A 22846-nucleotide genomic window follows, 5' to 3' on the forward strand; every position below is an offset into this window, starting at 1 on the left:
ATATTTTTTTTATTTTTAAGTTCATGTGGTTAGTTGATAATAACATGAACGATTGGGAATCCCCGTTCTTTAGACCCCCAAATGGGATACCTCAAGTCCGCCAACCACCCGCAATGCCAACTGCAAATCCTCCCAGGCCTTGCGCTTTTCCAGGGGACTACGGAGCAGATAAGCCGGGTGATAGGTGACGATCAGGGGAATCTGCTGATAGTGGTGGGTTTGGCCGCGCAGTTGACCGATGGGGGTGGTGACCTGCAACAGGCTCTGGGCGGCAAAGCGTCCCAGGGCGATAATGATGCGGGGTTGGAGCAATGCTATCTGGCGCTGCAAATAGGGCAGACAGGACTGTACTTCCGGCCCCAGAGGGTCACGATTGTTGGGGGGACGACATTTGAGGACGTTGGCAATATAGACATCCTGCTGGCGGGTCAGGCCCATGGCTTTGAGCATGTTATCCAGCAACTGTCCGCCCCGGCCCACAAAAGCTTCACCACGGCGATCTTCTTCGGCTCCCGGCGCCTCGCCGACAAACAGCCACGAACCCTGGGGATTTCCCGCACCGAATACAGCGTGCTGGCGGGTTTCTCCCAGTGCACACGCCCGGCAGTTATGGACCATGATTTGCAGATCACGCCAGTCTGAGGCCGCTATCTGGGCCAGCCTGTGCGGGTCGGCCAGGGGTGCGGGGACAGGCGGCTCAGGGATGGGCGGGACTTCGGCTTCTGCGGGTGGGAGCGGCAAGGCTTGCTTCCCTGCCGGTGCAGATAGGGGAGCCCTTGTTTTTTCCTGACTAGGTGCCTGCCTGACAGCGGCGCGCAGGGCGTCAAAAGCGGCGGGGGCAGCATCGCTGGGGGCCGTTGATGCTGCAATATTGGCCGAAGCTGCGGCATGGGCGATGGCACCTACTTTTTCTTTGACGGCACCTTGAGGCAGGAGGGGGCTTTCACCGGGAATGGACAAACCCAGGAGTTTCAGAAAACGCCGCTGCTCTGCATTAAATATCGTGGACATGCGCTTATGCTAAGGGTCACAAGCTGCGCTGGCAAATGGAATCTGCCTGCTCTGCCGGGCCGCATCCGTGTCTTGCCTGCCTGTTCCTTTTGGATTTGAGAATCAGTATGATGGGTCAAAAATATCAGCAGGGTATGAGCCGCTATCAAGGGTTTATTGGATTCATTCACCCGCACAGGGAGCGTCACCATGGAAGCAGAAAGTCTGGTAGCCATCAGCAGCAAGGAAGATCGCAATATCATCGCATTGACTCATGCCGGAGGTATTTTATTCGGTTTCATTCCAGCATTGATTGTGTATCTGATCAAGAAAGACACTGGAAACGCCTGGCTCATCTCCGAGAGCAAAGAGGCCCTGAATTTCCAGATCACCATCCTGCTGGCCTATATTGCCGCCAGCATTCTCAGCGCCTTGCTCATCGGACTCTTTATTTTCCCCTTGATATTCCTCTTTAATCTGATTTTTTGCATTATTGCTGCGGTAAAGGCCAGTAGTGGCGAATCTTACCGCTATCCACTGACCCTGCGTCTGCTGAGCTAGGCGCATCTGACTGAGCAGGTTCCCGGCTGGCTGCCCGTAACGCCACCGCGCCCCATCATTCCACCCCGGTCGCCAGCCCTACCGCTTGCACCGCCTGACCCCGCCCCGTACCCTATCTGCTTTCTGAAAATGTATATAGGGAGATCGGGGCAATGGCGATTCTGCGGCTGGAAGCGGGACAGGTAGAGTGGGGAGGCCGTGCCTTGCTGGACCATGCCGATCTCAATCTGGAAGCGGGTGAGCGCATTGGTTTGATTGGCCGTAATGGCGAGGGCAAGTCCACCCTGCTGCAGGCACTGGCGGGACTTTACCCGCTGGACGGCGGCAATCTCTGGATAGCTCCGGGGCTGAGTCGTACTTATCTGGCGCAGGAACCCGAACTGGATGCCGGGCACGACCTGCTCACCGCCATCAAGTCCGGGCACCCGGCCTGGCGACAACTGCAACAGGCCGAAGCGGGCGATACCCAGGCCCACGCCCTGGCAGATCATCATGATGTCTGGCAGATCGACTATAAGGCGGAGGCGCTGCGGGATAGTCTGGGTCTACCTGCTGAAGGGGTGATTTCCGCCCTGTCGGGTGGGCAACGCAAGCGGGTGGCCATTGCCGCCGCCATGGTCTCCGAACCCGATATTCTCTTTTTTGATGAACCCACCAACCATCTCGATTTACCGGCCATTCTTGCGCTGGAGCAGTCGCTGCTGCGCTACCGGGGCACGCTGGTATTCATCACCCACGACCGGCGTTTTCTGGACCGTCTGGCGACGCGGATTGTTGAGCTGGATCGCGGCATTTTACGCAGTTTTCCGGGAAGTTTCGGCGAATATCAGGCCCGCAAGGCGGAAGTATTGGCCGCCGAGGCGGCCGCCGACAATCGTCTTGAAGGTCAGCTGGCGGAGGAAGAGGCCTGGCTGCGCCAAGGGGTGAAGGCTCGCGCCAAGCGCAATCAGGGCCGTTTACGGCGCTTGGAAAGTCTGCGCGAAGAGCGCGCCAGTCGCCGTCAGCAGCAAGGTCAGGCGAGTTTGCAGATCAGCACCGCCGAGCGTTCGGGCGCGCTGATTGCCGAGCTGGAGCAGGTGTCATTCCATTATGCGCAGCGCCCCATCATCCGCAATTTTTCCACTCGCATCGAACGTGGCGACCGGGTCGGGATCATCGGCCCCAACGGTGCCGGAAAAACCACGCTGCTGCGCCTGATTCTGGGTGAACTGGAACCCCAGGAGGGCAAAATTCGCCGGGGCACCAAGCAGGAGGTCGCTTATTTTGATCAGATGCGCGCCACCCTCGATCCGGAAAGTCGGGTGGTGGATGCCATTGCCGATGGGAATGATTTTATCGAAATCAATGGCGAACGCCGTCATGTGCTGGGTTATCTGCAGGATTTTCTGTTCCCCCCCAGTCGTGCCCGGGGCTTGATCAAGGCATTGTCCGGCGGGGAGCGGGCGCGTCTGTTACTGGCTCGCCTTTTTGCCCGTCCTGCCAATATTCTGGTCCTGGATGAACCCACCAATGATCTCGATCTGGAAACCCTGGAGGTTCTGGAAGAGCGCCTTCAAAATTATACGGGCACCTTGTTTCTGGTCTCTCATGACCGGGATTTTCTGGATAATGTGGTCACCCAGGTCATTGCTTTCGGCGAAGAGGGTCAGCTCACCCAGAATGCCGGTGGCTATGAGGACTGGATCCGCTGGCAAACCGAAATCCAGCGCGCCGCCAGCAAAACAGTGGAAAATTCATCGGGCAAAAATGCCAGCAAGCGGGATAACAGCAAAAAACCGGCCCTGAGTTACAAGGAAACCCAGGAATTGGCGCAATTACCGGCGCAGATTGAAAAGCTGGAGCAGGAACAGGAGAGTCTGGCGGCCACCCTGACTTTGCCGGAAACCTATCAGAATCCGGAAAAACTGAAGGCGGTACAAACCCAGGCAGAACAAATGACCAGCGCCCTGCAGCAGGCCTACACTCGCTGGGAATTGCTGGAAGCCAAGGCGGCAGCCAGTGCTGAGAGCCAGGGCTGATACAACACGGATGCTCTGCCCTTGGTGTGGTTTGCCTCGCGGGGCTGGATTATCAGCACCGCTGGGTTGCCGGAAGGTAGATGTCAAGGTTCCATCAGCCGGAGGATATCGAAGACTCTAACGACTTCTCTGGCACTATCTGTGCATATGATACCGTGGGCTTTCGCCCGCCAGCTTGTTGGACAGAATGTGTCATTGTGGCTGGTGGTCTGCGGCATGAAGCTCTTGCCGTAGCACTTGCCGGAGAGTACGCACTGTAAGCGGCACATCGTCTTTGTCCAGAGCAGACCTTAACGCCGCATTGATTGCAGTTTGGTAGCCAGTGCCTTGTGCTTCGGCTCGAGCTCGAAACGCCTCTATGATCTCGTTGTCGAGCATGATGGTGATACGGGTTTTCCCTTTGGATGGGACTACCGGGCCACGCTTTGCATTTCTGAAGTCATATTCCTTACGCATAGTATTGCTCCGCTTCTGCTGGGCTTGCCTTGCGGGCTGAAATCAGTCGGGTATTCTCGCCGCGCGGGGGACTACCACCAAGACACGCCCTAGTGAATCCAGGCCGAGAGTGATAAAACGCTGCTCACCTTCTGAATCTGGATCTGCCATTGTCACGGCCATTTCGTCTCGAAGTACCTGCTCGGCATCAGCAAAGCTCACGCCATGCTTCTTCTGGTTTGCTCGTGACTTGCCAGGAACAAACTCGATGGTCATGGTCTTATTATGCATAATGCATGCATATAGTAAAGTCGGGTTTCAGGTCGTTGCCAGGACTGGTCTGCAAGCGCTTTCGTCATGCTTATGCGTGATTTATAGTCATTGTAGTGCGTCATCATATCCAGACGGAGCCATCGCAGTTTTTTCCAACTCGGTCATGGGTGCGTGAGCAGGTTCCTCACTGCTTGAAGCCAGCCCCTCCCCATCCTTTTCAAGAAGAAGCCGCCGTTGTATCCCCGGATTTTTTACGGTACAGGAAAAAATGCAGGGCGATGCCGTCCAGCACGGCGGGAACCAGGGTGGCAATGACACCAACGGCCATACTGATCCAGGGTCCCGGAGGATTCAGGGGGTCGGGCAGGATTCCCGGCCAGTGCCAGGGAATGCCCATCAGCGTATACGCCAGCATCAGCCCCGGAATCAGCAACAGAGCATCCAGCGCCAGCAGCAACAAGACCGCCAGCAGCACCAGCAGCACCGCGACCGCCCCTTGCAGCAGGGCTTTCAGGATCCGCGGAACCTGGCCGGCCTCAGCCACGGTACACCCAGAGTTTGATGTCCTGACGTGGAATGGTCACCGCCGGGCCTTGCCGAAAATACAGGGTGGCCGTGGACCAGAAGGCGGGGTCGGTATAACGGGGTGATACTCGATAGGCCCCCGGCCAATCCGGCGCAGCCACTGCCCGGTGTCCACCGACAATAATAGATCGGGCACCCGCCGCATTCACATATATATGCGCCACGGGAATGCGCGAGACCGCAGCAAAAGCCAGCACGCCCAGTAGCAATCCCATCACCCCCAGCGTCAGAATGCTGGCCACCCATTTATCGGTTCGGCTCAATTTCCGCCTCCTTCTGCCCAGATTTCTGCCTGGGTCGCAGTAATGCCTTTATCCTTGGATGCACACGCCTTGCCGCCACACCATCGTGGCGAAATATTCAGCTCCTGCAGGGCATGGCGCATGGTGACCCGGAATACCGGTGCGGATTCTACGCCCCCGAAATTCCAGTATCGGGTACTACCGCGCATGGTCACCGCCATCACCAGCTTCGGGGCAAAACCCGGAGCGAAGCCGACAAAAGTGGCATTGGTCTTGTTTTTCTGAAAACCGTCTTTGCCGTTGGCCATATTGGCTGTTCCGGTCTTACCCGCCACCGCGTAACCGGGAATGGCGGCTAAAATGCCGGTACCATTGGCGGCGCAAACCCCTTCCAGCCAGTGGCGCAAGTGGGCGGCTATATGGGCTGGCATGATCCGCTGTTTGTGTACCGGCTGACCGGCAATCAGGGTCGGTTGCACATGGTAACCGCCGTTGGCAATGGCCGCATATCCCTCAGCGAGCTGCAGAGTCGTCACCGAAACCCCGTAACCCAGGGCAATGGTGGCATGACGAGCCTTGTCCCAGGTCTGGGGTTGGGGCAGCACACCGCCGGTAGCTCCGGCAAAGCCCAAATCCGGCGCTTTCCCGAAACCGGCCGCCCGATACATGGCGTAAATCGCCCGGGCAGGGGTGCGCAGAGCAATTTTGGCCGCACCAATGTCACTGGAGTATTTGAGAATATGCGCCACATTCAATTCATGATGCACTACATCATCGCGAATACAAAATCCGCCCACCGGTAGACAGTGCGACACATTGAAGCTTTGATCGGGCTGAATACTGCCGGTTTTCAGGGCGGCAGCCACCATGAAGGGTTTCATGACCGAACCCGGTTCAAAGGCCTGATGCACGGCGTTATTGACATAATCATCGGGACTGGCGCAGCCATTGCGGGAATTGGGATTACAGGAAGGGACACTAGCCATGGCCAGAATCTGACCATTGTCCACATTCATGACCACAGCAGAACCTTCGCTGGCGCCAAAATGCTTCTGGGCAGCCAGCAGGGTCATATAAGCCCAGTATTGTATCTGGGGATTGATGGTCAAATGCAGGTCATGACCCGGTACTGGCGCATGGCGGGCACCCAGCACCCGCAACACTTCGCCCTGCCCGTCCACCAGCACTTTTTCGGTACCGGCATGGCCTGAAAGCCATTGGTCATAGCCCATTTCCAGACCGGCCGCACCATGATGATCCAGATGTACCAGACCCAGCAAAGGCGTAGTCACCGCACCCAGAGGATAATAAGTCCGGCTGCTGGCCTGCGCATAAATGCCCGGCACATGCAGAGCCTGCAAGGCCTTGCCTATTTGCGGCTCACTCTGACGGAGAATGTAGGCAAAGCCGGAGCCTCCCGACTGGACGCGTTCCGCCAGAGTTTGGGGGCTTATCTGCAGGGCCGTAGCCACCTTGGCCCAGTCCTGTTTATGCTGATCAAAAATGCGCGGGTCCGTCCAGATGGTCACGGCGGGTACATTCACCGCCAGGGCTGTACCATTACTGGCATAGATCACGCCCCGATCGGCTGGCAGAGGGCGATCCTGCAGGTAGCGCATCCGTCCCTGATCGCGCAGGGTATGATCCTGCCACCATTGCAAGTCCGTGTCCCGGAACAGGACCAGCACAAAGCCCAGGAAAATGACCGACAAAATCAGCAGAGCCCGCCAGCGGGGCAGATGCCGCTTTTGCGGCGAGGATTCTGTGGTCATGTCCGTAATCTCAATGCCATATCTGGGCTTTCTGCGACTTTCAATGTTCTGTTGCGTGCAGGTCAGCCCGGCGATGTATGGCCTGCAACCAGGAAACCGCAGGCGCATAGCCGGGATTATTGTGCAAAATACGCAGCAGGGTTTTTTCTGCAGCGGGTTTTTCGTCGGCTCGCCATTGCATCAGGGCGATATCCAGCAGCAATTCTGAACGGGGATAAGGGAAAAGTGGGCGCTTCAGGCCCGCACGCAAAAATGCCAGTCCACCCTGCACGTCGCCCTGGTCTGCGTAAGCGAGTTGTGCAATCTGGTTACGCAGGCTGATACTTTCCGGGTCAATGGCCAGCCCCTGGCGCCAGGCCAGCAGTGTCTGCCGCTGCCTTTGCGCGGTGTCCAGACCCAGAATTTTTCCCTGGGTGAGGTAGAGCGTGCCGATGGAGTTGAGCACACCCGATTGTTGAGGAATACCCACGAGACTTTGTTGATATTGGTGCAGCGCTGCCTGCACCAGAGATCGGCGATTGGCCGTGCCCATCCGGGTGTCATGTTCGGCCAGCGTCAAATAGGTATTGGCGAGATACACATGGGGTTGAGTCGCCAGAGGACGCAGCGCCGTCAAGGTATCGGCAACTTTCAACAGAAGCTCAGCACGTTGTTGGGGATTGCGGATAACACCATTCAGCCAGGCATTATCACTGAGGAAGGCATAGGTAGCGCCATCTGCCAACAGATTCCAGGAAGCAACGCAAACCCCCAGCAACAAGAGGCCCTGGACAATGAACCCGTGATTGATGCCAATTTTTGGTAACAAGGGCCGGGTGTTTCCAGAGCTTCCATAAATACGCCAGGCCCGTGCCATGAACAGTCCCGCCAGAACACTCAGGGGCAAATTGTAGAAAATGAAATTTCCCAGGGCATGGCCGGTAATGGCAAACACGCCCAGCACCAGACCCAATGCCATCAGCCGTTTTTCATCCATTATTTGCAGTGCCCGTCCCGCCCGATACAGCAGACGATAGAGGGCGTACATCAACACTCCCGCAAAACCCAGCAGAAAACCGAGATTGATCACCCCTCCCTCGGCCAGATATTCCAGATAATCGTTGTGCGCGTAAGTACCTGCCGAAGCCAGTTCACCGGGCAGGCGATAGGCCGGATAATTCAGAAAGTAGCTGCCGATGCCGGTGCCCAACCAGGGATGACTGAGATACATGTGCCAGGTGGCAATCCACATCAGCTTGCGAGATACGGTAGTAATATTACTGGTGATATAACCGGGGGAAAGATGACCAATCAGATCATAGCCATGCGCATAATCCATCAGCAAAAAAGCGATGCTGACCAGAACCGCAACCATTAAAAACCGGGGGCGCGCAGCAGGCAGTCGCCACAAACCCCAAACGGCAAATGGCATGGTACATATCCAGGCCAACAACCCGCCACGACTGCTGGTAGAAAAAAATGCCAGAAGCAGAAGCGTCAAGGTCAGCAGATAGAAAAAAGCCTGGGGATCAATGCCGCCCTGCAGAAAAGGCACCTGCCGACGACTATCTTTCACAAAATACAGAACGAGCACCGGGAAAAACAGCAAATTCAACCAAGCCGCAAAGCTGTTGGTATCCAGCAAGGGACCGAAAGGACGCAAATTGGCTAAGCCAATATTGGTGACCAGCCCTTGATAATACTGCCAGAGGGCCATGCCGCCGAGAATCCACGCGCTGATTAATATGCCTCTCCAGAACCAGGTCCAGAATACTTCGGCGGTCAGCTCAGGAATCATGATTGCAATCAAAAAAGTCAGCGGCAACGAGCCCAGTACCCAGAAATAAAACCAGCTACTGTAAGGCGATCCACTCCAGAAAAGCGTCAGTCCGAACCAGATGAACCAGGACAGCATGAATAGCGGCAGAAACCCGCGCGGCCAGATCAAACCGGCCCGCAGGCAGGGCCACCAGACCATCAACCCCCAAACCATGAGCACGACACTTTCGGCAGCAAGGAGGGGAATCAGTTGACCGTTGTAATACCAGGAGAGGCCGTAAACCACGAGGGCGAGAACGGCATACAAACCCGCCCGGAATGCCATTGCGGGGTGGGCGCTTGGCGACCCCGGGGAATGTCTGATACTGGTCAATCCGGATCTCCTGCCTGTTTTGGACCTGCATGTTCGCTACAACGATAATCGCCTTCAGTAGTACGCAGGGCCGAATGGACGGATATGTAGCGACCGCAGCGAGAACAGCGTACCAGAGATTCCACTTCCGGACGCTGCCGGGGATGCCGCTGTTTTTGTCGCCACCAATAAAACAGCACGCCCACGAAACCTGCCAGCAACACCCATTTTAACATCGGCAACATCCCTGCCTGATTCAAGTCACAGCTTTGCGAACATACTGTGAAAAACACCAAAAAGGCCCGACAAAGCGGGCCTTTTCATCAATGTGGTCGGGGCGAGAGGATTCGAACCTCCGACATCCGCCTCCCGAAGGCGGCGCTCTACCAGGCTGAGCCACGCCCCGATAATATTGCTTCAATAGTCGCGCTGTACGGCGAATCCAGCTAGAAACTCCAGCGCAGATTTTTCCGGACCCTCGGGAAAGCCGGTTAAACAAGCGATGGCTTGCTGAGACTTTTCCTCGGCGACGCGCAAAGTGTAATCAATAGCTTCTGTTCTGGCAATGATTTCCCAGACTGCGGCAAAATCCGCCTTGTTTTCGGCCCCCAGGGCGTCGCGTAAGAGGGCTTGTTCAGCAGGAGTCGCCTGCTGCATGGCATGAATAAAAGGCAGGGTAGCCTTACCATCCGCCAGATCATCTCCCCGGTTTTTTCCCATTTTTTCGGCAGTGGTAGAATAATCCAGAGCGTCGTCCATCAACTGAAAAGCGATGCCCAGGAGCGAACCATATTTTGCCAACGCTGTTTCTGCCTGCTGATCCAGATGATTGATCAGCGCCCCAATCCGCATGGCCGCTTCAAAAAGCTTGGCAGTTTTGGCTTCGATGACCGAAAAATAGGCATCAACGCTCAAGTCTGGATCATGGGCATTTTCCAGCTGCGCCACTTCTCCCTGGGCAATTACGCTGGTGGCTTCGGCCATGGTCGCCAGAATCCGCATGTCCCCATCAGTCACCATCATTTCAAAAGAGCGCGCATAGAGAAAATCTCCCACCAGAACGGCGGCGGCGTTTCCCCACAACTGATTGGCGGTGGCATTGTTGCGCCGCAGCTCCGAACCATCTACCACGTCATCATGCAGGAGGGTGGCGGTGTGGATAAACTCAACAACAGCGGCTAGGGGAATGGGCCGTGCCGTATGCTCTCCACCCATGCGCGCGGCCAGCAGCAGGACCATGGGACGCAGTCGCTTGCCGCCGGCGTTGATCAAGTAGGTACCCATGGCAGGAATCGTTGGCACCCCGGAACGCAGTTGCTCCTGAATCACCTGATTTACCGCCAACATATCCGACCGCACCAACTGGTTTACCGTCTCCAGATTCATCCTATGCTGCTCCCCGTTTATTGGCATCGGCAGTACTTTACACCCAATGGTGCCAAGCTTGCGGCCGCTGGGGATTGTGGTGAGGGCGACAAGGGCTTGTCAAGCAAAGTTCCTGCACCGGCTTCAAGCCAGCGGCAAGGAACCCGGAATTTCCAGTTGTCGGGAGCGCGCCAACTGGCGCAGGGTTTCGGGATTACCATCCCAGTCTGCCAGCACCGTCCAGAGCGGATGCGTCCCGAGGTCTTCACCTGCCCGCAACATCCGTTGCCGCAAGGTTTTACCATTGTAGCCCACGGTCAGATACAACAAAATCAAGGCGTTGATATAATCTTCCACAAGGTGCTGTTGATGGGTGATCCGCAGGAGTTCTGCATAGAGCGGCAACCGCAGGGGCTCGTGGGCAATAGCCCGCCACAAAATGGCCATACCGTAATGGGGATCACGGTTGCGGGCCACCAGGGCCAGAGCCATTTCGGCCGTCAGCGCGGGTTCAGCGCTTTGATCCTGGGGCAGCGGCACCGCCATACCCACCTTCTCGGCCAGCACCAGCAACTCCAGATTGCCGGGATCCTGCTGTAAGCCGTGCTCCACCCGTTCGCGCCACCAGCTTTCATTCATGGGCACACTGCCGGATTTTTCCCCCAGACTTTCCAGTAAACCCGCATAACTATCCATATCGGCCATGGCCAGATAGGTATCCAGAAGCTGATTAATGACCCGGGTTTCATGGGGGTTCAGATCCACATACCAGCGCAACACGGTTGCCGCCTGGGCGTAATGACCATATTCAAGGTAAATATTGGCTTCGTTAAGTAGGTCGTCAATGCTGAGGGCTTCCTGCAGGGTACTGCTCTGTTCACCTTGGGGATGAGCGGGAAGCACTTCAGCCCGGGAAGTGGGAGCCGACTCGACAGGGGGTACGGGAACGACGGCTTTACGCGTTTCTGCCGACACCTGGGCATCACGATTCTGCAGACGCCGCCGGCGGGCACGCAGACGAATATAGACCTCCGCAAGCAGCAGTAATACCACCACCACTTCCAGGAATATCATCAAGCCTTGCATATGCACCTCAAACCCACGACTCCGCTCCCCAGCGCAATTCTCTCTGCGTGTTCAGAGGCAATTAGTCTAAGGGCCAGGATTTGCAAGAAACTTTTTATCGCTCTTCGATGCCCAGTTCTTTTAGTTTGCGGGTCAGGGTGTTACGACCCCAGCCGAGTTTCTGGGCAGCATCCTGTTTGTGACCACGGGTATGCTGCAGGGCGGCTTCCAGCAGACAGCGTTCAAACTGGGGCTGGATTTTATCCAGCAGCGCTTCTTCCCCGCTGGCCAGGCGCTGGCGCACCAAAGCTCCCAATTGCAGGCGCCAGTCCTGATAAACCGGTGCTTCAGCGGACTCTACAGGCGCTGCTGCCACACTCATTTCCGGCGGCAGATCAGTCACCTGCACCTCACTGGTCGGCGCCATGACGGTAATCCAGCGGCAGACGTTTTCGAGCTGCCGGACATTGCCGGGCCAGTGCCACTCCATAAAGGCGGCTTCGGCAGTGGGGCTCAAAACCTTGCGCTCCACATCGAGCTGTTCGGCGCTGTGACGCAGAAAGTGGCGCGCCAGTCTCGGGATATCTTCCCGCCGCTCCCGCAGGGGCGGGAGATGAATATGAATGACATTCAAACGATGATAGAGATCTTCACGAAAACTCCCATCCTGGACCTTGGCTTCCAGGTTCTGGTGAGTAGCTGCCAGCACCCGCACATCGGCGCGCAACGGGGCATGCCCCCCGACCCGATAAAAAGTCCCATCGGAGAGGACCCGGAGCAAACGGGTTTGCAGGGCAGCGGGCATATCGCCAATTTCATCCAGAAACAGGGTTCCTCCAGAAGCCTGCTCAAAGCGTCCCTGGCGGGTTTGTACCGCGCCCGTAAAGGCCCCCTTTTCATGGCCAAAAAGTTCAGATTCCAGCAGTTCTGCGGGAATGGCAGCGGTGTTGATGGCGATGAAGGGTCCTCTGGCGCGGGGACTATGGCGATGCAGAGCGCTGGCCACCAGTTCTTTGCCGGCTCCCGATTCTCCGGTAATCAGCACGTTGATTTGCGAGCGCGACAAGCGCCCGATGGCCCGAAACACTTCCTGCATAGCGGGCGCTTCACCAATCATTTCCGTCGGGTCGTTTTCTTCCGGCAGCGTTTTCGCAGCTGCTTCCTGCTGACTGCCCAAAGCCCGCCGTACCAGATTGATGGCCTCATCCATATCAAAGGGCTTGGGCAGATACTCGAAGGCCCCGCTTTGAAAAGCAGACACCGCATTGTCCAGATCCGAATGTGCGGTCATGACAATGACCGGCAAGCGCGGCCAACGCGCCTGGACTTCTTTCAGAAAAGCCAGACCATCCAGGCCCGGCATACGCAAATCGGTGACGATGGCATCGGGTTGATCCCGGCCCAGCGCGCGCAGGGCGCTATCGGCATCGGCGAAACTCCGGAAAGGAATTTCCGCCTGGGCCAGGGCTTTTTCGAGAACCCAGCGAATGGAGGGATCGTCGTCAATAATCCAGACCTGTTTCATTGCGCGGCCTCCCGTTGCTGGGTGAGGGGCAAGGACACCGAGAATACCGTCTCGCCGGGCCGGGAGTGACAGTGCACCACCCCCCCATGACCGCGAACCAGGCCCTGAGCGATAGCCAGCCCCATACCCATACCTTCGGCCCGACTGGTGACCAGCGGGAGGAAGATGCGGGGCAGCAGGTCCGCAGGAATGCCGGGCCACTATCGATAATGTCCACCCGCAAGGCGAGGCGGAATTTTTGATGGAGCAAGGTGACGTAACGATCCACCCGGGTACGGATGAGAATCGTGCCATGACGGTCCAGGGCTTGCTGGGCGTTACGCATCAAATTGAGGAAAACCTGCACTAATTGCTCCTGATCGGCGTAAATTTCCGGAATGGAAAGGTCATAATCAAAACGCAGCGAGATTCCCGTAGGCAATTCAGCCTGGAGAAGCCGGCGGACATGCTCCAGCACCTGGTGAATGTTGACTTCGGCAAAAATCGGACGGGTACGCGGACCCTGCAGACGATCCACCAGATGATGCAGGCGATCCACCTCATGGAGTATTACTCTCGTATAATCCTTCAGTTCCGGGCGCTGCAATTCCCGTTCGAGAAGCTGGGTGGCACCCCGCAAGCCGCCGAGGGGATTCTTGATTTCATGGGCAAGCCCCCGCAGCATTTCCTGGGCCGCGCCATAAATCCGGTCCTGCATTTCTTCTTCGGCATGACGTGCCGGTAATTCCATGGGGCGCATTTCCACAATCAGTTGCCCCGCCGCCAAAGGGGTCACGACCAAATCCACCACGGCATGGCTGCCATCATGCAGTTGCAAGGGCAATGCCCGCCTCAAGATCGTGCCATTCAACTCCAGTGCATCGGCAAAAAGTGCCGCAAAGCGGTCCTCTCCGATGATGCTGCAGAGGGCTGGCACGGTTTGTCCGCGCGCCTGATGCTGGCTGACACGCAGGAGGTTTTCTGCGGCCGGATTCATGAAACGCAATTGTTGCCGGGCATCCAGAGTCAGGACTGCCGACTCCAGAGCATCCAGCACCGCATTTTCTGACAACGATGTTTTGGTGTTTTTGTGCTGCGCCATGCAAGCTCCAAGTGGGTGTCCGCCTTCCGGGGCTCTCATCGAAATTCATCTTAGCAAAAAACACACCAGGCAGATTTTCCGGCAACCCGATTCCTTCGGAAGCACACTCCTGAGTTAGCCTCTTACCAGAGAGTGATGCTTTATATAGCTCTCCGGGTCCTGAAACATTATGATGCGCCGCCCGCACCATATTAGTGCATATCATCCGGGCTTCACAATGCAGCGCATGAAAGACTTTTCCGTACAGACTTCCAAAACGGCGGAAATTCAGCGACTATAAAACGGCGACGCTGCTTGCTGACAGGAATACTCCATGACCTATTGCCTCACTGCCCATGTAACCGGAGGATTGATTTTCTGTTCTGACTCCCGTACCAACGCAGGCACCGATAATGTGAGCATCTACTCGAAAATGCATACTTTTTGCTGGCCGGGTGATCGCTTTTTCTGTCTGCTCTCGGCGGGCAATCTCGCTACCACCCAGGGGGTGGTGAAGCGCCTGCAGCAGGATATGGACCAGAATGCCGCCATTCACTTGCTGAATCTTCCCAGCATGGCAGAAGCCGCTGATTATGTCGGTCTGATCAATGCGGAAATCCAGCGCAACCAGGTCAGCCGCGATACCGCCAACACCAACTTTGAGGCGACTTTCATTCTCGGTGGCCAGATCGCTGCGGAAATCCCGGCGACCTATATGATCTATCCCCAGGGTAATTACATTCACGAATCGGCGGATCATCCTTTCTTGCAGATTGGCGAAATCAAATATGGCAAACCCATTCTCGATCGGGTGATCAGTCCGGAGCTTTCCCTGGAAGCGGCGGCGCGCTGTGCGCTGGTTTCCATGAATTCCACCATGCGCAGCAATGTCACGGTTGGCCCCCCCGTTGAACTGCTGATTTATGAAACCAACAGCCTGCAGATGGGTCGCTATCTTTCCCTGACCGAGGAAGACCGTTTTTATCGCACCCTGGGCGAACGCTGGAGCCAGGGATTATTGCGGGCATTGGATGATCTACCTCCTTTTTCCTGGGAAAATCCGCCGCTTGCACCACCGGCTTGAGTGAGGCGCGGTTAACGCACTATTCTGGTGCCTTATGCACCAACACAATGCAATTCACTATTCCATATTGCCGCGCGACCATTTTTTGAAGGCATTTTCCACCTGCCAGGACCGGAAAATATCCTTACTGTCTGGAATATTTCGTAACCGCCTGCATGGCACAGGCTTTGCTTTAATGACGAGTGAAGATCATGGCAGACCCGGCGGATTCCTTGTGGAATACGCCACTGCCCACCCAGGCTCCAGAGTTCCGGGCGAGAATCTTGTGACGAGGAGAAAAGCAGATGGACTGGCTCAAGACCCATTATCAGCAGCAAATCACCTATGACGAACTGGTGGATGCCAACGCCGGGCCGCGCCGGGCGGCAGCCCCTCTGTTCACTTATCTGAATACCCTGGACAGCAGCGAACTACAGGCACGCCGCCAGGCCGCCGATGCCTCTATTCTCGCCATGGGTATCACATTCACGGTGTACAGCGAGGCGGGCAACATCGATCGCGCCTGGCCTTTTGACATCATTCCCAGAATTCTGTCCAGCACGGAATGGAGCAAAATCGAGGAAGGCCTCAAACAGCGCCTGCAGGCACTCAACCTCTTCATCGATGATCTTTATAATGAGCAACGCATTGTCGCTGACGGGATTTTTCCGGCGGAAGTACTGACAGGCTCACGCAATTTTCGCGAAGCCTGCCGGGGTGTTCATCCCCCCTTCGGCGTTTGGGCACATATTTGCGGAAGCGATCTGGTGCGCGATGCCGACGGTACCGTCTATGTCCTGGAAGACAATCTGCGCGTGCCCTCGGGCGTATCCTACATGCTCGAAAATCGGCAGATCATGAAACGTCTGTTTCCGGAGCTCTTCAAGTCATCCATCATCCGGCCGGTGGACGACTACCCGAACCGCCTTTACGAAACCCTCGCCGCCCTCTCACCGCGACCGGACGAAAAACCGGTAATCGCCGTACTGACCCCCGGCATCTATAATTCTGCCTATTTCGAACATAGTTACCTGGCGCAGCAGATGGGGGCCTATCTGGCCGAAGGCGCTGATTTCTATGTCAGCAAGGAAGACATTGTATACCTGCGCACCATTTCCGGTTTGCAACGGGTAGACGTCATTTACCGCCGGATTGATGATGATTATCTGGACCCGGAAGTATTTTTTCCTGATTCGGTGCTGGGGATTCCCGGCCTGTTGCGGGCCTGGCGACGGGGCAATGTGGCTATCGCCAACGCCCCCGGCGCCGGGGTCGCGGACGACAAGGTGGTTTATGCCTTTGTCCCGGATATTATCCGCTACTATCTGGACGCTGAACCCATCATCCCCAATGTGCCGACCTACCTGTGCATGCGTGATACCGATCGGGACTATGTGCTCAGCCATCTGGCCGAACTGGTGGTCAAACCCGCCAATGAGTCCGGGGGCTATGGCATGTTGATCGGCCCCCGGGCCAGTCAGGCCGAGCGCGAGCGTTTTGCCGAACTGATCCGGGCCAACCCCCGTAACTATATTGCCCAGCCTACCCTGAATATTTCCACCGCACCGACGCTGGTGGATGATCATCTGGAGGCCCGTCATCTGGACCTGCGCCCGTTTATTCTGCAAGCGGACAAAATGTACGTGACCACAGGTGGACTGACCCGGGTGGCGATGCAGCCCGGATCACTGGTGGTCAACAGCTCCCAGGGTGGGGGCAGCAAAGACACCTGGATTGTCGATGAGGAGGCCCCATGCTTTCCCGAGTAGCCGAGAACCTGTACTGGATGGCGCGCTATCTGGAGCGCACCGAAGATATGGCCCGCCTGATCAATGCAACCACCCTGATGTTGCTGGATCTACCGCCAGGCGCCTATTTTGGTTGGGATATTCTCTTGCAGGTCACTGGCGATGCCCAGCTCTATGCCGAGCTTTATGGCACTCCGGAAGAAAACCGCATCATGCGCTTTCTGATTGCCGATGAGCGTAATCCGAATTCGGTCATGGCGGCCATCCACCAGGCCCGGGAGAACTGCCGGACTTTTCGTGACCTTCTCCCCGGAGAATTCTGGGAGCGCCTCAATACCCTCTTCCTCTATGTCCGGGATCAAGCCGTATCCGGCGCTGACAGCCGCCATGCCCGCTATGCCTTCCTCAATGAGGTGATTTCCCGCCGCCATGCGCTGGTGGGATTACTGATCAGCAGCATGAGTCAGGATAATGTCTACCAGTTCATCAAACTGGGCCGCAACATGGAAAGAGCGGACATGACCACGCGCATTGTCGATGTCACCAGCGCGGTGATTTTACCCCAGGATCAGGGTTTGCAAAAAACCGCCGGGAGCAGTCTCTGGATTGGGGTACTCAAAGCCTTGAGTGCTTTTGAAATGTATCGCCGCCACATATCCGTCCAGGTCCGCAGCAATCAGGTGGTGGATTACCTGCTCAAGGACAGCAAATTTCCACGCAGCATGAAGTATTGCCTGGGCGAGATGGAAGTGGCTCTGGCCTATCTGCCCAATGCCGGTACACCTGCCGAGGCGGTGCGCCGGGCGCGGCGGCGTCTGGATAATCTCAAGTTGACCGACCTGCGTCCGGACCTGCTCCACGAATATCTGGATCAGGCCCAGCGCGATCTGGCCGTCGTTCACCGGACCATCCAGGGTATTTATTTCGCCCGAGAAGACAGCGCTTCGGAAAATCTGCTCAGCGGCATCCAGTTGCAGGTGGCTCAAGCCTAATCGTCACCCCCTTTTTCACTGCCGAGGAATTGTTTATGGGCATTCATGTCGTTCTGCGTCATCAGACCGAGTACGACTTCGATCGGCTGGTAGAAATTCATCCCCACGTGCTGCGCCTGCGCCCGGCACCCCATTGTCGTACCCCGATTCTCGCTTATTCCCTGGAAGTCAGCCCCGAAAAGCATTTTCTCAACTGGCAACAGGACCCCTTCGGCAATTATCAGGCCCGCCTGGTGTTTCCGGAACGTGCCCGGTCCTTGCACTTCAACGTCGAAGTCATTGCCGATCTCAGCGTGATTGATCCCTTCGACTTTTTTATTGAACCCCAGGCCGAACGCTGGCCCTTCCGCTATGATGCCGCCCTGCATAAAGAGCTGACCCCCTACCTGGAAAAAGAACGCGCCGGGCGTTTACTGCAAAAGTTGTTGCTGGACGTCATGAAGCGCAAGTCACGCACCATTGATTTTCTGGTCAGCATCAACCAGCAATTGCAGCGGGCCATTCAATACACCCTGCGCATGGAAGTCGGCGTCCAGACCCCGGAAGAAACCCTGAAAAAGGCCAGCGGTTCCTGCCGGGACAGTGCCTGGCTGCTGGTACAGTTATTACGCCATCTGGGTTTGGCGGCCCGCTTTGTTTCCGGCTATCTGGTCCAGCTGGTGGCTGATCAGGCTCCTCTGGAAGGACCCTCGGGTCCCGTCCAGGATTTCACCGATCTTCATGCCTGGGTGGAAGTGTATATCCCCGGTGCCGGATGGATTGGCATGGATCCTACCTCCGGCCTTTTCGCCAGCGAAGGACATATTCCCCTGGCCTGCACCCCCCATTATCAAAGTGCCGCCCCCATCAGTGGCGCCACCGGAAAATGCGAAGTGGAATTTCATTTTTCCAATCAGGTCACCCGCCTGCCGGAAATACCCCGAGTCACCAAACCCTATACTGAAAGCCAGTGGGAAGAAGTCATGGTCCTCGGGCGGATTGTCGATGACCGCCTCAACGCCGCCGATGTGCGCCTGACCATGGGCGGAGAGCCTACTTTTGTCGCCACCGAAGGTGTGGACGATCCGCAGTGGAATCTGGAGGCCCTGGGCCGCCACAAAAGGGAACGCGCTGAAATCCTCACTGAAAAGCTCAGCCAGTATTTCGCCAGGGGCGCACTGCGCCATACCGGCGAGGGGAAATGGTATCCGGGTGAGCCCCTGCCGAGGTGGGCGCTGGGGGTGTACTGGCGCAAGGACGGATTGCCGATCTGGCATCAGCCCGATTTACTGGCAGACCCCCTTCATGATTATGGCTGGACCGACGAAGACCTGCACCAGTTTGCCTGCGAGTTGACCCGGCAGTTGCAGGTCGACAGCGCCCGACTCATTCCCGCTTACGAAGACGCCTGGCATGTATTGCATCAGGAGGGACGGGTGCCGGTCAACATTGATCTCAGCACCCATCGCCTTAACGATCCCGTGGAGCGGCAGGCACTCATCGAAAAACTCCAGGCGGGCCTCGATCACCCGGTAGGCTGGGTGCTGCCCCTGGCCTGGGAGTGGAATGCCCGGTGCTGGTATTCGGCGACCTGGGTGTTTCGCAGTGGTCGCCTGGTGCTGATTCCCGGTGATTCGGCCTTGGGTATGCGTCTGCCTCTGGATAGCCTGCCGTGGATGGTGGACCCCCACAAGAAATGGCAGCCGGAAACCGATCCTTTTGCTCCCTTGCCGCCTTTGCCCGATTTTCCGGTCGAGCGCCGCGCTGGTAATAAGGCTAGCGCCAGCGCACCCCCCAAAACCCCCAGTTGGGAGGAAATCCCCCACACGGCGCTGACCATGGAAGTCCGCAAGGGTTGCCTGTATTGTTTTTTTCCGCCCCTCCAGGTCACCGAACAATATCTGGATCTGCTCAACGCCGTAGAAAACACGGCCCTTATCCTGAACATGCCGGTGGTCATTGAAGGTTATGCGCCGCCCAGCGATCCCCGCCTGGAAAAACTCCTGGTCACCCCCGATCCCGGTGTGATCGAGGTGAATATCCACCCCTCTTCCAGCTGGTCCGAGATGGTGGAGAAAACCACCCTGCTGTACAAGGAAGCGCACGCCTGCCGCCTGACCGCCGAAAAATTCATGCTCGATGGTCGCCATACCGGTACCGGCGGCGGCAATCACATGACCCTGGGTGGCGCCACACCCGCCGACAGCCCTTTTCTGCGGCGCCCCGATCTGCTGCAAAGTCTCATTACCTACTGGCAGCATCACCCGGCGCTATCCTATTTTTTCAGTGGCATGTTCATCGGCCCCACCAGCCAGTCACCGCGCGTGGATGAGGCCCGTCACGAATCCCTGTATGAGCTGGAAATTGCCTTCAGTCAGGTGCCACCAGGCACGGTCGTACAACCCTGGCTGGTGGATCGTCTGTTTCGTAACCTGCTAGTGGATATCACCGGCAACACCCATCGCGCTGAAATCTGCATCGACAAGCTCTACTCCCCGACGGGATCCGCTGGACGGCAGGGGCTGGTAGAACTGCGCGCCTTTGAAATGCCGCCCCATGCCCGCATGAGTCTGGTCCAACAGTTGCTGGTCCGCAGCCTGATCTTGCGCTTCTGGGAAGACCCCTATCGCCATGCCCTGATTCGCTGGGGAACCAACCTCCATGATCGCTTCATGCTGCCCCATTATGTCTGGGAAGACCTCCGCGAAGTCTGTGCGGATCTGCAGAATCACGGCATTCTTTTTCAACTGGACTGGCTCGCTCCCTTTGCAGAATTTCGCTTTCCGGAACATGGTCATGTGCGCATTGGCGATGTCCAGATAGAATTGCGTGCCGCCATCGAACCCTGGCACGTACTGGGCGAAGAAGTCACCGGCAGCGGCACCGCCCGCTATGTGGATTCCTCCATCGAACGTCTACAGGTCAAAGTGACGGGGATGACTCCGGGACGCCATATACTTGCCTGTAATGGCCGGCGCGTCCCCCTGCAGGGCACCCGGGCCGTGGATACCCAGGTGGCCGGTGTACGGTATCGGGCCTGGCAGCCGCCTTCCGCCCTGCACCCGACCATTCCGGTGCATACGCCTTTGACTTTCGACCTGATCGACACCTGGAACAATCGCAGTATTGGCGGCTGTACTTACCATGTCATGCATCCCGGTGGCCGCAATTCCGAGATTTTCCCGGTCAATGCCTGGGAAGCCGAAGCCCGGCGTCAGTCCCGCTTTACCAGTACAGGGCATAGTCAGCCAGAGCCTGAACCAATGGTCCGCAATATCATGGGCAGCATCGCCTCACCCAGCGAGGGACGCTTTGTGGCCAGAGGCAGCGGCGAATACCCCTGGCAGTCCCCTTATGATGAGGAGCAGCCCGACTATCCCCATACCCTGGATCTGCGCATGGCCCGCCCCAGGAAACCGGGGACTTGATGCGCGCCAGAGATTCGCATTAGGGATCAATCTGTTTCATGACGTTGCTCCCGGTGCCGGGATAACAGGACTTCAGCATGGCCACCCAGATACACGTAGGCGCCCAAAGATACCAGCAGTAAGGCAGCAGCCAGCAGCAGCAACACGGCCAGCCAGAGGTTCTGAGGAGCATCCAGGGCAAATTTGAATACCAGCATCAGCCCTTCGATGGATACGGCAATAAGAATGGCGGCAATGAAGCGGGTTAAAGTCCGCCGCGTGGTACTATGACGGCGGATATCCTTGCGCAACAACACTTCTTCTTCAAAAATGGTTTTGGCCAGATCAAATACAGCCAGTGCCAGGGTAAACAAAATAGTCGCCTGAAAGGGCGCAGCAAAGCTGTCGGGAGCCGCAACCGTTGACCAGACCTGCGCCAGCGCGGCAATGGCATGCACGCCCAAAGCCACACTGACCGCCAGCAAGCCCATGGAAAACAAGGTATAAATGGCTTTGAAATAGGGTTCAAAACCTCTTCGTATGTCATCTTCTTCGAGCAGGGCCAGGGCGCGGTCCAGTTCGCTATCCGCCACCAGCATACCCAATAACACCCCGTTTTCATCACGAATGGGCGCTGTTGCCGTGACGCAGATATGACCATTGGCTGAAGATAAATAAGGTTCGGTCAGCACCGGAGACCAGGCGTTCACGGCAAGGCGGTAATAGGGCCGGTGGCTGCGATCGACACCATCACCGCCACTCCGGGCCAGTCCTCGCCGCCGGGAGGCGCCGACATTGTCTCCCAGTTGCCGCCCCTGGGCATCGAGGAGATAACATAAATCGAGAAAAGGGTGACGATTGATCAGACACTGCAGTTTTTGGCGTTGTTCCTCGGCACACTGCTGCAACAGGGCCGGACTGGCCAAGGCATCGACGACACCACCCAGCAAGGCCGAAAGATCCTGGCGCAACTCCCGAAAATGCTCAAAGCGATTCATGCTTCACCTCCAACGGGTCGCGCATCATCTCATCGAGTCATGGGCAATCACAGCCCTTGCTCCATGACACCCTCATCATTCAGCAAGGGCTATGCCATGACCCGGCTGACCAAACATTCAGCGTAGGAAAAACGGCCAGCACAGGATTGGCACGCTTCCTGCTTAATAGATACTGATCATGGTCATCTGATCACTCCTCCTCAAGTGGCTTCCAGGGCGGTCCTCCCGCCCTTTTTTTACGTCCTGGTTTTTCAGAAAAAGCCGTTTTATTTTAACATAATGATTAAAAAGAACTAAATTTTTCGATCACGGCCTTTTGCAGACGCTTCGTCCGGCGCAGAACAGACTGGCGCAAGCACGCGCCATGCACCATAATTGTGCATAATACGCACTATGGACGGGCGGCAGATCCTTGCGAGTGCATCACGACAAGGCAGGCCGTATCCGCACAGGAAAATAGTCCTGTCCCCTGACTGGCACAGGAAATGCTTACTTAACTTGAGTGTCTGCAACAGGTGAACCCCGATCTTGCCTGCTTGTCAAAAGTTCTGGCTGTAAACCATCGCGGCAGCGCCGCAAGGAGTGGCAAATGGCTTTATTCGACCGTTATCAGGAGCGTTTCCTGCAACAGCAGGAAGTCACCCTTTCTTTGGATGCT

At 56.8% G+C, this 22846-nt stretch carries 19 protein-coding genes, 1 tRNA gene and 1 pseudogene; 6 read left to right on the top strand and 15 right to left on the bottom strand.

The annotated features are described in order from the left end of the window. Positions 1-69: 69 nt before the first annotated feature. Entirely contained in the window at positions 70-1011 is a 942-nt protein-coding gene (locus AC2VLR_RS05720) for a uracil-DNA glycosylase (protein WP_486881253.1), read from the bottom strand. 189 nt (positions 1012-1200) lie between these two features. On the opposite strand from AC2VLR_RS05720, the gene AC2VLR_RS05725 reads away from it, so the two are divergent. Both AC2VLR_RS05725 and AC2VLR_RS05730 read left to right on the top strand, forming a co-directional pair. Then, positions 1201-1551: a DUF4870 domain-containing protein gene (locus AC2VLR_RS05725; protein ID WP_486881254.1), complete on the top strand. Its 351-nt coding sequence runs from the start codon at positions 1201-1203 to the stop codon at positions 1549-1551. Positions 1552-1703: 152 nt separating this feature from the next. Then, a complete protein-coding gene (locus AC2VLR_RS05730) occupies positions 1704-3569 on the top strand; it encodes an ATP-binding cassette domain-containing protein (RefSeq protein WP_486881255.1) in 1866 nt (621 codons plus the stop codon). Positions 3570-3761: 192 nt separating this feature from the next. On the opposite strand, the gene AC2VLR_RS05735 is transcribed toward AC2VLR_RS05730, so the two are convergent. From AC2VLR_RS05735 to AC2VLR_RS05795, 13 genes and pseudogenes are all read right to left on the bottom strand, one after another. Beyond that, complete coding sequence (locus tag AC2VLR_RS05735; protein ID WP_215842396.1) at positions 3762-4025, bottom strand: BrnA antitoxin family protein; 264 nt, start codon at positions 4023-4025, stop codon at positions 3762-3764. Between the two features lie 42 nt (positions 4026-4067). Then, complete coding sequence (locus AC2VLR_RS05740) at positions 4068-4280, bottom strand: BrnT family toxin (RefSeq protein WP_486881256.1); 213 nt, start codon at positions 4278-4280, stop codon at positions 4068-4070. A 214-nt stretch (positions 4281-4494) separates the two neighbouring features. Next, on the bottom strand, positions 4495-4821 hold the full coding sequence (locus AC2VLR_RS05745) for a hypothetical protein (protein WP_486881257.1): 327 nt from the start codon (positions 4819-4821) through the stop codon (positions 4495-4497). Then, positions 4814-5125, bottom strand: a complete 312-nt coding sequence (locus tag AC2VLR_RS05750; protein WP_486881258.1) for a hypothetical protein — start codon at positions 5123-5125, stop codon at positions 4814-4816. Before AC2VLR_RS05750 ends, AC2VLR_RS05745 begins: the two co-directional genes overlap by 8 nt. After that, positions 5122-6876 (bottom strand): peptidoglycan D,D-transpeptidase FtsI family protein, encoded by a 1755-nt coding sequence (locus AC2VLR_RS05755; RefSeq protein WP_486881259.1) that lies wholly within the window; start codon positions 6874-6876, stop codon positions 5122-5124. The genes AC2VLR_RS05750 and AC2VLR_RS05755 overlap by 4 nt, the downstream gene beginning before the upstream one ends. 40 nt (positions 6877-6916) lie before the next feature. Next, on the bottom strand, positions 6917-8959 hold the full coding sequence (locus AC2VLR_RS05760) for an O-antigen ligase family protein (protein WP_486881266.1): 2043 nt from the start codon (positions 8957-8959) through the stop codon (positions 6917-6919). A 44-nt stretch (positions 8960-9003) separates the two neighbouring features. Continuing rightward, complete coding sequence (locus AC2VLR_RS05765) at positions 9004-9222, bottom strand: hypothetical protein (RefSeq protein WP_486881260.1); 219 nt, start codon at positions 9220-9222, stop codon at positions 9004-9006. Positions 9223-9315: 93 nt separating this feature from the next. Then, positions 9316-9392: transfer RNA gene (locus tag AC2VLR_RS05770), tRNA-Pro, on the bottom strand. An 11-nt stretch (positions 9393-9403) separates the two neighbouring features. Beyond that, positions 9404-10372, bottom strand: coding sequence for a polyprenyl synthetase family protein (locus AC2VLR_RS05775; protein ID WP_486881261.1), 969 nt, complete (start codon positions 10370-10372; stop codon positions 9404-9406). Positions 10373-10495: 123 nt separating this feature from the next. Then, a complete protein-coding gene (locus AC2VLR_RS05780) occupies positions 10496-11437 on the bottom strand; it encodes a type IV pilus assembly protein FimV (RefSeq protein WP_486881267.1) in 942 nt (313 codons plus the stop codon). A gap of 94 nt (positions 11438-11531) precedes the next feature. Further along, positions 11532-12941: a nitrogen regulation protein NR(I) gene (ntrC, locus tag AC2VLR_RS05785; protein WP_486881262.1), complete on the bottom strand. Its 1410-nt coding sequence runs from the start codon at positions 12939-12941 to the stop codon at positions 11532-11534. Next, a complete protein-coding gene (locus AC2VLR_RS05790; RefSeq protein ID WP_486881268.1) occupies positions 12938-13132 on the bottom strand; it encodes an ATP-binding protein in 195 nt (64 codons plus the stop codon). Before AC2VLR_RS05790 ends, ntrC begins: the two co-directional genes overlap by 4 nt. A 374-nt stretch (positions 13133-13506) precedes the next feature. Beyond that, a pseudogene (locus AC2VLR_RS05795) lies at positions 13507-14061 on the bottom strand (histidine kinase dimerization/phospho-acceptor domain-containing protein); the annotation flags it as partial. 274 nt (positions 14062-14335) lie between these two features. Between AC2VLR_RS05795 and AC2VLR_RS05800 the strand changes: the two are divergent. The 4 genes from AC2VLR_RS05800 to AC2VLR_RS05815 all read left to right on the top strand — a co-directional run bounded on the left by AC2VLR_RS05800 (position 14336) and on the right by AC2VLR_RS05815 (position 21211). Next, positions 14336-15085 (top strand): proteasome-type protease, encoded by a 750-nt coding sequence (locus tag AC2VLR_RS05800; protein WP_215842385.1) that lies wholly within the window; start codon positions 14336-14338, stop codon positions 15083-15085. Between the two features lie 284 nt (positions 15086-15369). Continuing rightward, positions 15370-16833, top strand: a complete 1464-nt coding sequence (locus AC2VLR_RS05805) for a circularly permuted type 2 ATP-grasp protein (protein WP_486881263.1) — start codon at positions 15370-15372, stop codon at positions 16831-16833. Further along, positions 16818-17804 carry an alpha-E domain-containing protein gene (locus AC2VLR_RS05810; protein ID WP_215842383.1) on the top strand — a complete coding sequence of 329 codons (987 nt, stop codon included), beginning with the start codon at positions 16818-16820 and terminating at the stop codon, positions 17802-17804. The genes AC2VLR_RS05805 and AC2VLR_RS05810 overlap by 16 nt, the downstream gene beginning before the upstream one ends. Before the next feature lie 35 nt (positions 17805-17839). Beyond that, the gene (locus AC2VLR_RS05815) at positions 17840-21211 is read left to right on the top strand and encodes a transglutaminase family protein (protein WP_486881264.1); all 3372 of its coding nucleotides are present in this window, start codon (positions 17840-17842) and stop codon (positions 21209-21211) included. 26 nt (positions 21212-21237) lie between these two features. Here the strand turns inward: AC2VLR_RS05815 and AC2VLR_RS05820 are convergent, their stop codons facing one another. Next, positions 21238-22188 carry a PDC sensor domain-containing protein gene (locus tag AC2VLR_RS05820; RefSeq protein WP_486881265.1) on the bottom strand — a complete coding sequence of 317 codons (951 nt, stop codon included), beginning with the start codon at positions 22186-22188 and terminating at the stop codon, positions 21238-21240. Between the last annotated feature and the right edge of the window lie 658 nt (positions 22189-22846).

Source organism: Acidithiobacillus sp. TH-A117, from assembly GCF_057473465.1.

What these genes read in the sequence shown, in the direction of transcription:
- AC2VLR_RS05720 (WP_486881253.1), bottom strand. Translation starts at nt 1,011, where the DNA reads ATGTCCACGATATTTAATGCAGAGCAGCGGCGTTTTCTGAAACTCCTG.
- AC2VLR_RS05725 (WP_486881254.1), top strand. Translation starts at nt 1,201, where the DNA reads ATGGAAGCAGAAAGTCTGGTAGCCATCAGCAGCAAGGAAGATCGCAAT.
- AC2VLR_RS05730 (WP_486881255.1), top strand. Translation starts at nt 1,704, where the DNA reads ATGGCGATTCTGCGGCTGGAAGCGGGACAGGTAGAGTGGGGAGGCCGT.
- AC2VLR_RS05735 (WP_215842396.1), bottom strand. Translation starts at nt 4,025, where the DNA reads ATGCGTAAGGAATATGACTTCAGAAATGCAAAGCGTGGCCCGGTAGTC.
- AC2VLR_RS05740 (WP_486881256.1), bottom strand. Translation starts at nt 4,280, where the DNA reads ATGACCATCGAGTTTGTTCCTGGCAAGTCACGAGCAAACCAGAAGAAG.
- AC2VLR_RS05755 (WP_486881259.1), bottom strand. Translation starts at nt 6,876, where the DNA reads ATGACCACAGAATCCTCGCCGCAAAAGCGGCATCTGCCCCGCTGGCGG.
- AC2VLR_RS05760 (WP_486881266.1), bottom strand. Translation starts at nt 8,959, where the DNA reads ATGGCATTCCGGGCGGGTTTGTATGCCGTTCTCGCCCTCGTGGTTTAC.
- AC2VLR_RS05765 (WP_486881260.1), bottom strand. Translation starts at nt 9,222, where the DNA reads ATGTTAAAATGGGTGTTGCTGGCAGGTTTCGTGGGCGTGCTGTTTTAT.
- AC2VLR_RS05775 (WP_486881261.1), bottom strand. Translation starts at nt 10,372, where the DNA reads ATGAATCTGGAGACGGTAAACCAGTTGGTGCGGTCGGATATGTTGGCG.
- AC2VLR_RS05780 (WP_486881267.1), bottom strand. Translation starts at nt 11,437, where the DNA reads ATGCAAGGCTTGATGATATTCCTGGAAGTGGTGGTGGTATTACTGCTG.
- ntrC (WP_486881262.1), bottom strand. Translation starts at nt 12,941, where the DNA reads ATGAAACAGGTCTGGATTATTGACGACGATCCCTCCATTCGCTGGGTT.
- AC2VLR_RS05800 (WP_215842385.1), top strand. Translation starts at nt 14,336, where the DNA reads ATGACCTATTGCCTCACTGCCCATGTAACCGGAGGATTGATTTTCTGT.
- AC2VLR_RS05805 (WP_486881263.1), top strand. Translation starts at nt 15,370, where the DNA reads ATGGACTGGCTCAAGACCCATTATCAGCAGCAAATCACCTATGACGAA.
- AC2VLR_RS05810 (WP_215842383.1), top strand. Translation starts at nt 16,818, where the DNA reads ATGCTTTCCCGAGTAGCCGAGAACCTGTACTGGATGGCGCGCTATCTG.
- AC2VLR_RS05815 (WP_486881264.1), top strand. Translation starts at nt 17,840, where the DNA reads ATGGGCATTCATGTCGTTCTGCGTCATCAGACCGAGTACGACTTCGAT.
- AC2VLR_RS05820 (WP_486881265.1), bottom strand. Translation starts at nt 22,188, where the DNA reads ATGAATCGCTTTGAGCATTTTCGGGAGTTGCGCCAGGATCTTTCGGCC.